Origin of the sequence: Desulfopila sp. IMCC35008, from assembly GCF_010646885.2 — a bacterium.
Taxonomy (GTDB): domain Bacteria; phylum Desulfobacterota; class Desulfobulbia; order Desulfobulbales; family Desulfocapsaceae; genus Desulfopila.
Genome location: NZ_CP050700.1, coordinates 1,503,083 through 1,514,985, shown reverse-complemented (window position 1 = coordinate 1,514,985; position 11,903 = coordinate 1,503,083). Strand labels below are relative to the sequence as shown.

General features: G+C 44.5%; 9 protein-coding genes. 3 read left to right on the top strand and 6 right to left on the bottom strand.

The annotated features are described in order from the left end of the window. Positions 1–66 precede the first annotated feature (66 nt). Positions 67–267, top strand: a complete 201-nt coding sequence (locus GA520_RS06750; protein ID WP_163338965.1) for a cold-shock protein — start codon at positions 67–69, stop codon at positions 265–267. A gap of 111 nt (positions 268–378) precedes the next feature. Here the strand turns inward: GA520_RS06750 and GA520_RS27110 are convergent, their stop codons facing one another. From GA520_RS27110 to tyrS, 3 genes are all read right to left on the bottom strand, one after another. Then, on the bottom strand, positions 379–474 hold the full coding sequence (locus GA520_RS27110) for a 4Fe-4S binding protein (protein WP_370362790.1): 96 nt from the start codon (positions 472–474) through the stop codon (positions 379–381). A gap of 33 nt (positions 475–507) precedes the next feature. After that, entirely contained in the window at positions 508–699 is a 192-nt protein-coding gene (locus tag GA520_RS06745; RefSeq protein WP_205749315.1) for a hypothetical protein, read from the bottom strand. A 262-nt stretch (positions 700–961) separates the two neighbouring features. Continuing rightward, on the bottom strand, positions 962–2,254 hold the full coding sequence (gene tyrS / locus GA520_RS06740; protein WP_163338966.1) for a tyrosine--tRNA ligase: 1,293 nt from the start codon (positions 2,252–2,254) through the stop codon (positions 962–964). 603 nt (positions 2,255–2,857) lie between these two features. Between tyrS and GA520_RS06735 the strand changes: the two genes are divergently transcribed. Further along, positions 2,858–4,759, top strand: coding sequence for an ABC transporter substrate-binding protein (locus tag GA520_RS06735; RefSeq protein ID WP_163338967.1), 1,902 nt, complete (start codon positions 2,858–2,860; stop codon positions 4,757–4,759). Positions 4,760–4,773: 14 nt separating this feature from the next. Beyond that, the gene (locus tag GA520_RS06730) at positions 4,774–7,083 is read left to right on the top strand and encodes a PAS domain-containing sensor histidine kinase (RefSeq protein ID WP_163338968.1); all 2,310 of its coding nucleotides are present in this window, start codon (positions 4,774–4,776) and stop codon (positions 7,081–7,083) included. Between the two features lie 514 nt (positions 7,084–7,597). On the opposite strand, the gene GA520_RS06725 is transcribed toward GA520_RS06730, so the two are convergent. The 3 genes from GA520_RS06725 to GA520_RS06715 all read right to left on the bottom strand — a co-directional run bounded on the left by GA520_RS06725 (position 7,598) and on the right by GA520_RS06715 (position 11,777). Then, a complete protein-coding gene (locus GA520_RS06725) occupies positions 7,598–8,377 on the bottom strand; it encodes an N-acyl homoserine lactonase family protein (RefSeq protein WP_163338969.1) in 780 nt (259 codons plus the stop codon). A 23-nt stretch (positions 8,378–8,400) separates the two neighbouring features. Then, positions 8,401–9,702 (bottom strand): hydroxyacid-oxoacid transhydrogenase, encoded by a 1,302-nt coding sequence (locus GA520_RS06720; RefSeq protein ID WP_205749316.1) that lies wholly within the window; start codon positions 9,700–9,702, stop codon positions 8,401–8,403. Between the two features lie 281 nt (positions 9,703–9,983). Then, entirely contained in the window at positions 9,984–11,777 is a 1,794-nt protein-coding gene (locus tag GA520_RS06715; RefSeq protein ID WP_163338970.1) for a sigma-54-dependent Fis family transcriptional regulator, read from the bottom strand. Positions 11,778–11,903 lie beyond the last annotated feature (126 nt).

Here is an 11,903-nt window from a genome sequence, read left to right as displayed (position 1 = left end):
GTGTTCAGTCTGGTAGCACACCAAAGAGCCCCGAAAATGGGGCGAACAAAACAGGAGTAGTACAAAATGGTAGAAGGAACAGTAAAGTGGTTTAACGATGCTAAAGGTTTTGGTTTTATTGAGCAGGACGGCGGTAATGATGTCTTTGTTCACCATACAGCCATCAATGCAGACGGCTTCAAATCTCTCGAAGAAAACGCACGCGTGAGCTTCGAAGTGGTTGATGGCCCTAAAGGTCCTGCTGCAGCGAATGTTGTTCAGTTATAAGAACGACATATAGCCACTGCTTTAGCCCCGCCATTGTGCGGGGCTTTTTTTTTATCGACTCCACCAGTTTCATATCACATCAGTACGACAAACCCGCTTAGTCGCTCTGCATTATGAGAGTTTTCCCTCGCGAACCGCTACTACTATAGCCTCAGCTGGACAGACCGTAGTACAGTCCCCGCAGACATCGCACCTGGAGTTCTCGATACTGTATCTATCTCCATCCTGACAGATCGCCTTTTAGGTACACTTCTCAAGGCATTCGCCACAGCCGATACAATCCTTGGTAACCTGCATACCACGAAAAGGAATCTCAATTCCTCCGAAACGAAATGGCGTTCGCAACAGCTTATGGGAACGAACATTCATTTCAAAATCAAAATCGAAAACCTCTCCAAAACCCCGATGATTCATTGAGCTCAAACTTCTCATGAACAATGTGCCAATTTGGTTCTTATCCACTTCATCACAAGGCATTGAGCATTTGAGCGTCGTTCAGGCCCACCCTGGAATAGTGAAACATAAAACAAAGCGCCCTGTGATCAACCGACCACAGGGCGCTTAACTCGTTCCCGTCCTGAAACTACCCTTCTGCCCAATCTCAGCGTTCCGGCTACATTATTTATCCTCCGAATATCTTACATATGCATTTGGTAAATAATGTAGCCACGCCTCGATATTGAACAGACCAAAGTTATACAGCTTCAATGATATAGTAGTTTTTCTTGCCTTTCTGTACCAGCAAGTAGTTTTCGTTGATCAAGTCCGACACGGTAACGACATAGTCCTGATCTGTCATCTTTGCCTTGTTCAGGCTCAGTCCATTTCCCTTTATAGTTCGGCGTAAGTCGCCTTTCGACGGGAACGCAGCGGTTTCAGATGCGAGCAGTTCTATGACCGGCACCCCGCTTTCGAGTTTTGCCCGGTCTATTTCAAAGGTCGGCACCCCTTCGAATACGGCCAGGAATGTTTCTTTATCAAGCTTTGCGAGGCTGTCGGTTGTTGCTTTACCAAAAAGAATCTGTGAGGCTTCCACAGCTTTATTATACTCTTCTTCGTCATGAACCATGCAGGTTACTTCCTTCGCCAACCGCTTCTGTAACGGTCGAAGGTGCGGCGCATCTTCTTGCTCTTTTACCAGCTCAGCAACCTCTTCCTGACCGAGAAGAGTAAATATTTTGATGTACTTCTCCGCATCGTCATCAGACACGTTCAGCCAAAACTGGTAGAATTTGTACGGTGTGGTCAGTCTCTTATCGAGCCAGACATTACCGCTTTCTGTTTTGCCGAATTTGCCGCCGTCAGCCTTTGTTATCAGCGGACATGTAAGAGCATAGGCCTCACCGCTTTCTTTTCGACGGATAAGTTCTGTTCCCGTAACGATGTTCCCCCACTGATCCGATCCTCCCATCTGCAATCTGCAGTTCTTCTCACGGTACAGATGTAAGAAATCAGTACCCTGAACCAGCTGATAGGAAAATTCGGTGAAGGACATGCCCATCTTGGATTCTTCGCCCAGACGTTTTTTTACACTGTCCTTGGCCATCATGTAATTCACGGTAATATGCTTGCCAATGTCTCGGATAAAGTCCAGAAAACTGAACTCCTTCATCCAGTCGTAATTGTTTACCAGCTCGGCAGCATTTTCTGCGTCTGATTCAAAATCAAGAAATTTGGCGAGTTGTTTCTTGATGCAATCCTGATTATGGCGAAGTGTTTCTTCATCTAGAAGATTGCGCTCTGCCGACTTCCCGGAAGGGTCGCCGATCATACCCGTTGCACCTCCGATAAGTGCCAACGGTTTATGCCCGGAGAGCTGGAAATGCTTAAGCATCATCACGCCAACCAGGTGACCGATATGCAACGAGTCGGCAGTTGGGTCAATCCCCAGGTATGCTGAAGTCATTTCCTTTTCGAGCTGTTCTTCCGCTCCGGGCGTGATATCGTGGATCATGCCGCGCCATCTCAGTTCTTCTACAAAATTCATCTTTCTGTATCTTCTATTATTATTTTTTTAGTGTTAGGAAATAAGAGTGAAGTCTCTGTTTGCACAGATGATTCCATTACCAATATGGAATACCCTTATACCATAGGACTCTTCATTTGTCCTGCCCATCTTTGACCTTCAGTTTCTATTGCCACTTCACCAATCAGTATCTTGAACCTGTATTTAGCACTATAACCACCTGATACTGGCAGTAGCAAATTGTTCGTGATAGCGTCTTAAAGCGATTCATTGCCTCCTCCTTCTTTACTGTTGTTGGGACAACAACGTTGAAGTTGTAGCAATGGATCGTATACAAGGCAAAGCCCAGGAACTCTGATATTGACCGAAGAAAAAAGGGTTTCTGCATTCTACTGAACTCAAGAAATTCACATATGATAAATGTCGCCACTTCTAAGAGTTACCTAACAGTCGATTTAATGATGCCTGCCATTCACTTCAACTCCTCTTAACTGTTCCACAATCATTGATATACCGGGTGCCCTATCGGAAAGAGAATCTTCCCAATATCGAGAGTTTTCTAGATTTCCTCCTATCTACGTCATATACTAACAGAATTAGAAACATAGTTGCCGGAGGCCTGATATGAAATGGATGACAACAGTTTTGATGGCTATCATTTTTTCGTTACTGGCACTTCAAACAACCTCCTCGGCCAAGCCTAAAAAGATTCTCTATATCGCTTCATATCATGTTGACAAGGGAGAGTGGTCCGCAGGTATAAAATCCGGTATTGATTCGGTACTGAATGGTAGAAGTGATATTGTTCTGAAGACACATAGCATGGACACGAGGCTGACAAAGTCTGAAGAAAAGAAAAAAGATGCCGCTCTTAAAGCCAAAGAAATAATTGATACATGGCATCCCGACGTTGTCATAACCTCTGATGACAACGCTGCCAAATACCTGCTCATGCCGCATTTTCAAAATTCAAAAATACCCTTTGTCTTCTGCGGCCTTAATTGGGACGCCACAGTATACGGGCTTCCATACAAAAACACTGCAGGGATGGTGGAGGTTCAGCTGATCAAGGAAATTATTGATCACCTCTCTCCCTATGCCCGTGGCAAAAGAATAGGGGCGTTACGTGGAGACACGCTGACAAACAGAAAAGAGCAGAAACATTTCGAGGATCAACTTGGTGTTTCAATGCAGGTGCGATATGTTCAGAACTTATCTGAGTGGAAAGTTAATTATCAGGAACTCCAGCACGAAGTGGACATGCTTGTGCTTGGTTCCCTGAGGGCTCTTGACACCAAAAATGTACCGATGGATACTATCGCACAGTTCATACTGGACACGACCAAAGTGCCAACTGGTGCTTACGATGAATTTATGCAATCTGTAGCCATGGTTACGCTCTCCACTATACCCGAAGAACAGGGGCAATGGGCCGCAGAACAGGCCCTCAATATCCTGGGTGGAGTTGCTCCCATTGATATACCGATAGTTCAAAACAGGAAAGCAAAGCGTATTCTCAACATGAGGATTGCCAAATTGCTTGATATCACCTTTCCACTGGATATCCTGGAAAGCTCTCATCTGGTGAGCGGAGCAAAACAGAAGGTTTTATTCGTCAACTCTTATCACAAGGGTTACAGGTGGAGTGATGATATCGAAAAAGGCCTAATGAAGGCACTAAATCTTAAAACCCAGTGGAATTCCGGGGTTGAAGACAGTGGAAGCAATATCGATTTCAAAGTCTTCAGAATGAATACCAAGCTGCAAAATCAAGACGAGCAGATAAAGCAGGCAGCTCTCGAAGCAAAACAGTTGATCGACTCCTGGCAGCCGGATGTTCTAGTCGCCTGTGACGATAACGCAGTTAGGTTTCTTATTCAGCCATATTATCTCGGTTCTTCCATGCCGATTGTCTTCTGCGGCATTAATTATGATGCCAGCGTCTACGATCTACCCTCGGAAAATTCAACAGGGATGGTTGAGATCGAACATCTTCGAGACACCATAACCCTTCTGAGAGATTTCGCCGGTGGGGAGCGAATCGGCTATCTCGGAGCAGACGACATGTCAAACAGTAAATCATTGACATTTCAGAATAAAATGTTGGGAATTGATTATGTTGAAGGGAGCCTGGTATCGACTCTGGAGGAGTGGAAGAAAGAGTACATCCGATTGCAGAAAACCGTTGATATGCTCATCATCCTAAATCCAATTGGCATTCAAGGTTGGCAGCCTGATCAGGTTGATGAGTTTTTACTTGAGAGAACCACAATTCCGTCAGGTGCAGTTGGTGACAGTGAGGTACGATACTCATTACTTGGCAATGTCAAAATAGCTGAAGAACAAGGGTGGTGGGCCGGCAAAACAGCTCTGAAAATACTTCATGGGGCCGTACCTTCGAGTATACCTGTGGCTCGAAACAAGGAGAGTAAATTGTATATTAATATGGCCATTGCTAACAGGCTTGGTATCAAATTTCCCTTAAGTCTTTTTGAGCGAGCAACAATCATTGAACCGAATCGATGAGGTCATTGGGTGAAATGAAATTACGCTCCATTACGTTAAAAATTCTCCCGCTTATTCTTATTTCATTTGTATTGATTATTGTTGGTGTGCTGTTCATCTCCAAAATGCAACTCACAAAAATCATAGACAGGAGTCAGTATGAAATTTTTGCAGAGAAAGTGGACGTGGTCTGGGAGACTTTAAAAAGAAATGATGTCCGTTTACAAAAAACCGGTTTGGTCGAGGCTTATGAAGACGACATTAAGAACTCAACAATTGATAAGTTGAAGAATGCTTACTACCGACAATCAAAGCTCACTCTTAAACCAATTATCCTCGCCGAAAATTCAACAGTTATCCTGCATCCGACGTATCATGCGGGGCATGTCTTAATGGCTGGAAACGAGGAGATCTCCTCTCGCCTGGTAGCCCTGGATGGACAGTTCTATGTGAAGACTGGTGACAGTAATATGTGGTATGTTTACAGGGTATTCGAGCCATGGAACTGGATAATTATATATGCGGTCCCGTTGGATGAAAAGTATGAAGACGTCCATAAATTCAGTTCGCTTCTTCTTATCACAATGTTCAGCATCACTCTGTTGGTAGCCATTTTGTTATCTTTGGCTATAGCAAGACTTATGCGTCCGATTGGGGACCTTACAGACAAGGCTTTGGAAATTTCCAGAGGTAATCTCGACAATCCAATCGATATACAAAGTTCTGACGAAATTGGCCTCCTAGCTGAGAGTTTCGACAAAATGAGAAGAGCTGTGCAAAGTCAAATCTCTCAGTTGAGCTCTGAAGTGACGGAGAGAAGGAAAATTGAACAGAGTCTGCGAGAAAGTGAGGAACGGTTCCGAGCACTCCATAATGCTTCTTTTGGGGGCATTGTAATTCACGATAAAGGTGAAATTCTAGATTGTAATCAGGGGCTTTCTGAAATAACCGGATATCCGTTTGAGGATCTGATAGGTATGGATGGGCTTAGGCTTATAGCTCCTGATTGGCGCGAAACAGTTATGCAACATATTCAGTTGGCTGTTGAATACCCTTATGAGGTTGAAGGGGTTAGAAAAGATGGCACCATATATCCTCTCAACCTTCAGGGAAAGAATATCCCTTACAAGGGACGTAATGTGCGAGTCGTCGAATTCAGGGACATAACAGAGAGAAAACTTGCAGAAGAGGAGAAGATCAGGCTCGAATCTCAACTCCAACAGGCGCAGAAAATGGAATCGATTGGCCAACTCGCCGGTGGAGTGGCCCACGACTTTAACAATCTGTTGAGTGGCATTTTCGGCGCCTCAGAGTTGCTGGAGATGGCTCTTGCCGGAAAAGAAAAAGAACTGAAGTATATTGGTATAATTAAAAACGCAACAGAACGGGCTTCCGGACTTACTGGGAAATTACTTGCATTCAGCAGGAAGGGAAAACAGCTTTCCACCCCGTTAGATCTGCATGCTATTGTACGAGATACAATGGCCATCCTCGAGCGAAGTGTAGATAAGCGGATAGTCCTTCAAACCAAATTGAAGGCAGAACAATACATGGTAGTTGGTGATCCATCACAACTTCAGAGCGGTATCTTGAATATCTGCGTCAATGCACGTGATGCAATGCCAGAAGGAGGTGATTTACATATTTCCACAGTCAATGTGACATTTAACGAGCACGACTGCGAAATCGACGCCAATTTCACACCTGGAAAGTATATTAAACTTTCCATTGAAGATACCGGCACAGGGATCCCCCACGAACTCCATTCCCGGATTTTTGAACCTTTTTTTACCACTAAGGAAACAGGGAAAGGAACTGGCCTGGGTCTGGCTGCAGTCTACGGTATGGTAAAAGAACATCATGGGAATATTCTCCTTTACAGCGAGCCTGGCAAAGGAACGGTGTTTCACGTTTTTCTCCCAGTGTCAGAAGAGACTGTTCCTGTAGTTGCCCGGCAGGATGAAAGCATTGTACAAGGCACCGGCACAATCTTGGTCGTTGACGATGAAGATATTATCAGGGCTACAGCTTCACTCTTGCTGGAGAACCTTGGATATAAAGTACTCCTTGCACAAAACGGAGAAGAAGCCGTAGAAATTTACAGTCGCGTTGCTGATGAAATTGACCTTGTCATTATAGACATGGTTATGCCGGTAATGGATGGTCGAGAAGCGTTTGAGAGGATCATTACCATCAACCCGCAGGCAAAGGTGATTATGTCATCAGGGTACGCAAGAAACATTAACATGGCGAGAATGGTTGACAAGGGTTTGGCCGGTTATATCGCCAAGCCATTTAACCAACTCGAACTCAGTAAACTGATTGCTGATGTTTTGCGTATATGAGTGAAGTATCCCGGGTTATGGTACAAACCCGGGGACGATTAATAGAATAGGGTTATCAATAGTTGCATTCCAGTGACACTCCAACCGACATCGGAGTATCTTTCAATTATTGATAATCCTGAAGAACTGAAGTGCAGAACTGATTACAACTGGAAGGGTTGAACTATGGGGATTGAATGGTGTTCCGCTTGACTACGTATGAATTTGGGGAGAAAGACAGTTGACCTCAATACACTTGAAACTACTTTAATATACCCCCCTGAAAGATTGAGTATAAGTTGACTAAATATGGACTATATGCCATGACAAATTAATAATCACAAGAATATGAAAAGAATACACTGGACTCAAAACTCCGTATGGGTTTGTGATCTGTAGGCTTCCTCATTGCTGGCTTTGCTATACTCCACCAGTTCTATGGCATTATCTTCCTGGTTCTTTGACCCGAGTACTCCCGTCATTCCCAGATATTTTGGAATGACGGGGGACGATTGCCTAAAACACTCCTCTAAGATCAATCATAAAACGCAGGCGCCTGCTTGAATTCCTTCCAAGCTTCAGGGTCATGACCTGTGACTACTTTTACGCCCCTGGTCTCCTGTAGTAGACGCATGCGGTTTACGGAACGAACTGTTTCTCCAGCATTCCACATCAAGCCAGGGAGTGTACCATTCTGAAGGTTTTCAGCTGTATAACATGAGTCGGCAGCAAAAAACATCGGCCCGTTATTAGGAAGATCCACGAGTAGGGATTGATGTCCTGGTGTATGCCCCGGTGTAAAGTAGATCTTGATTGCACCATCGCCGAAAAGATCAAAACCATCGGTTTCCCAGCCTTCCAAAATATACCAGTCGACGTCTTTATCGAAATCTTTTCGGATATAGGCTAATTTCATGTATGGGTCAGGGACATAGGCAAAATGCAATTCATCCCGCTGAACAATATACTGTGCGTTGGGAAAATGACCTACGCCTCCGGCATGATCAAGATGGAGATGTGACAAAATCACATAACGAATATCCTCCGGAGCAACCCCTATCTTCTTGATCGCGTTGACACACCATTGGTCTTCGGTCATTACTGGATCGTAGGCTCCGACTATGTCGCCCCAATGGTTGTCTTTCTCATGAATAACCTCAAAGGCGTTACCGGTATCAAACAGGACTTTGCCTTTAGGATGATCGATCAACACAAAGGGGACCGGTACATCAAAGCTTTCTCCAACTCCCTGGTTCAAGGTAAAGAAATGTCGCTGACTTTTTAAGATCCCTGCTTCAAACAGATACAATTTCATTATACCCCTCCTCTTGTAGTTAATTACCAGTTTTTGAGTGATTGCCTGAATATTTCCATTAAGTCTTCCGGCTTTGAGCTGCGGGGGGAGATAGTAAGCAATCTTTGTTGCTTCCATCCACCTTCTACCAGCCCGGGAATGTCTTTTTCCTCATAGCCGAGTGCACTCAGTCCGTTCGGAAAGCCGATGTCTTTCATCATGTCTATTAAAGCCTGGGCGAGACAGTCTCCGGCTTCTTTCAAGGGAATTCCATTTATGTTGTAACCGAGCGCTGCAGCCGCTTCGATATGTCGTTCCCGCTGGGCCGGTGCGGTAAATCTGAAACAGGCTGGTGCTGTGATGGTAACAGAGACACCATGTGGTACCATGGGTTCAGAGGCATTATAGTCCGGCGGATAGTAATCTTTTACCATTCCGGCTATAGGATAACCAAGTGCATGCGGCAGGTGCACCCCTGCATTCCCGAAACCAATACCGGCAAAGGTTGAGGCGGCCATCATGTGATATCTGGCGTCGAGATCACAAGGAGATATCATCGCCCTTCTCAGATATTTCCCTCCAAGTTCAATAGCCTTTCGGCTCCACAGATCTGCTATGGGGTTAGAGCCTATATATGGAGGTCTCTTGTCAGGTGATTCAGGTTTGAACCTGCTATTGTAAGGAACGGCAGTAAATGACTCTATAGCATGGGTCAACACATCCATGCCTGAAGAGGCTGTTACCATTGGCGGCATAGTCAAGGTGTTAAGGGGATCAATAATGGCCATCGTCGGCCTTATGTGAAAATGTGATATTCCTGTTTTCACGTGCATATCCAGGAGATCAAGGACAATGACCGTGGTTGCCTCGCTTCCTGTACCCGCTGTTGTCGGTACTGCAATAAGTGGTTTTAACGGGCCCGGCACTGGAGTTCCCTTACCGATAGGCGGATTAATATACTCAAGGAGATCTGCTGGGTAGGTACTATATAAATTCATTGCCTTGGCCGTGTCGATGACGGACCCTCCGCCAACTGCAATGAACCCGTCAACACGCTTTCCGCTCAAAAAGGAAATAGCCTCACGGAAACTGAGATCGGTTGGTTCAACACCAACATCATAATATGGCTCGAAATCGACTCCTGCATCGGCAAGAATCTTTTCGATTTTTACCAGTAAACCTGTCGCAACGAGTTGCTTATCGCTTACCAGTATAACCTGCCTGATTCCTAATCGATTGAGTTCATATCCTAACTCCTGCGTGGCTCCATAACCGAATTTCGTCGGTGTCGTGGACATTGGAATGATTGTTTCTGTAGGTAGGGCAAAGCCTTCTTGCGCTTCCAAAATATCACCTCCCTGTAAAGTTTTCGTCAGCCTTCGCCTTCAGCAACACTTTCGACGAAGCTCGGATAGCAACTACAATTTCAGTGAGAACCGGTTCCAGATTCTCTTACGCAAGTTCCCTGCCAGTTATTGAACTAAAAAAACATGTTGAGCAAGTGTCACCTAATTACCTTAAAAAAAACGTGATGTTTGTTTTGGACGGTATCGATTTAAAAGGTGTTGAGGATGGAATCGAATAATCTACACTGCAGTTTTGCAGAACAGATTGCATTATTGCAGGATCAGCTTGTTTTTTTCAGTTTCCGAGCAAGGGTAGTCGGGTCAATCCCAAGTACCTTTGCAGCAGCACCAGAGCTGCCATATTTGGTTAACGCTTTTGTTATAAGACCCTTTTCATACTTTTGTACTGCTGCTCTCAGCGATACTCCATCTTCCAATTCAGGCAACGGTGGTTGAAATTTTCCTGCTGAGCTATCAAGCAGGTCCTCCGGTAGATCACCTAGAGAGACCTGGCTGGTTGACGAGTAGATCACGAGTTGCTCGACAACATTACGTATTTCACGGACATTCCCGGGCCAAGTATACTTTAGTAGTATTTCCTGTACTTCTGGGGAGAGGAATCGGATCAAGCCATGTTCGCTAGCCAAACGAGACATGAAGTGGTGGACAAGCGGCAGGATGTCTCCGGGTCGTTCTCTAACAGGGCTCATTTTAATAGTTAGGACCTTGATCCGGTAGTATAGGTCACTGCGAAACGTCCCGTCATGAACACATTCCCTAAGGTTTCTGTTAGTCGCACAAAGTATTCTTGTTTTAACCTTCTTAGTTTTACTGCTACCTAAGGGGCGTATCACGCCTTCATCAAGGGCGGTCAGTAACTTTGCCTGTAAATCCAGGGGAATTTCGCTAATCTCATTGAGAAAAAGAATGCCACCGTCTGCTGAGGGGAAAAGACCGGCACGTCCTTTTTTTCTAGCTCCTGAGAACGCACCTTCTTCATATCCGAATAATTCAGATTCTAATAAGTCTCCAGGAATTGCAGAACAGTTGACCGAAACAAAAGGCATCGGTTTATTCCTCTCCTGTAGTAAGTGGATATATTTTGCCAACAGGTCCTTGCCAACTCCTGTTTCTCCTGTGAGTAAGACAGGTGCTTCATATTTGGAAGCCTTGATAACCTTTCGGAGGGTAGATATTGTTTGAGGGTCTTTAGCAACTACTTGAAGTTCAGGAAATATTGGTAATGCTTCTTGCACTATAGTGTGTTTAGACTTGTTTCCGACTTTTTGGGATGCCCGGATATTGGTAACAGAGCCACTGAGACGTTTCTCATGCTCAAGACATTTCTGCGCTATTGTATCCAGCACGACAAGATCTTGAACATACGTTAAAATATAAGCCAGTTCATTCTGGTCGGTAAATATTGGCTTACCGGTAACCAGGACATCTTTGCCACAAAGAAGTGTTTGAAAGAGTGTTTGTTGGCTGGTTCCCTGGCATTTCAGGGCGTCGAGAATTGACAGTGTAACGCTTTTTGAGAAAAAGCCTTTATCGACTAATTCCGCAAGATTTCTACCGACCAGATCGCTTTCAGGCAAAAAAGCAATTTTTTCATAAGACGGATTAACTTTTATGGTATCTGCCTGAGGGCTAGCTAAATACAAACCAACATATGATTCGATAAAAGCAGGGTGGTTTTCAATTGAAACAAGCGAATGAATGTTCCTCTCATCTTCATCGAAAGATTCATCCCGTATGGAAACAAGTAAATGCCCTAAGGGGCTGGCATAATTGCTTGACCTTAAGTTTATTACCTTAAAAGAACTTTCATGTAACGATCCGGGCTGTTGGAATTTTTGCCACAATTCTGGCATTGACTCCTGAATGGAGGTGTTGAAGGCGCACCTTGGATCGAATTCATTATCGTGCAAAAATGCACGATTACAATAAATCAGGTTGCCGTCACGGGTGATTGCAGAAATAGCAAAACTGGCCGTATCCAAAACAGCAGAAGGTTGTTTGGGAGATATTTTTATGTCGCTTTTGCAATTGTGTAAATCCAGCAAACGATACATTCTCGGGCTCCGCACAACATGAAGGTATGATGTTCAATGCTTCGTTAGCTTAAAATTGCGGCAATTCGGAATGATGCTTTTAAAAATACTAAGGTCTGAACAGTATTACAATTAGAAATGCAGTAC

What these genes read in the sequence shown, in the direction of transcription:
- GA520_RS06725 (WP_163338969.1), bottom strand. Translation starts at nt 8,377, where the DNA reads ATGAAATTGTATCTGTTTGAAGCAGGGATCTTAAAAAGTCAGCGACAT.
- GA520_RS06715 (WP_163338970.1), bottom strand. Translation starts at nt 11,777, where the DNA reads ATGTATCGTTTGCTGGATTTACACAATTGCAAAAGCGACATAAAAATA.
- GA520_RS06735 (WP_163338967.1), top strand. Translation starts at nt 2,858, where the DNA reads ATGAAATGGATGACAACAGTTTTGATGGCTATCATTTTTTCGTTACTG.
- tyrS (WP_163338966.1), bottom strand. Translation starts at nt 2,254, where the DNA reads ATGAATTTTGTAGAAGAACTGAGATGGCGCGGCATGATCCACGATATC.
- GA520_RS06745 (WP_205749315.1), bottom strand. Translation starts at nt 699, where the DNA reads ATGAGAAGTTTGAGCTCAATGAATCATCGGGGTTTTGGAGAGGTTTTC.
- GA520_RS06730 (WP_163338968.1), top strand. Translation starts at nt 4,774, where the DNA reads ATGAAATTACGCTCCATTACGTTAAAAATTCTCCCGCTTATTCTTATT.
- GA520_RS06750 (WP_163338965.1), top strand. Translation starts at nt 67, where the DNA reads ATGGTAGAAGGAACAGTAAAGTGGTTTAACGATGCTAAAGGTTTTGGT.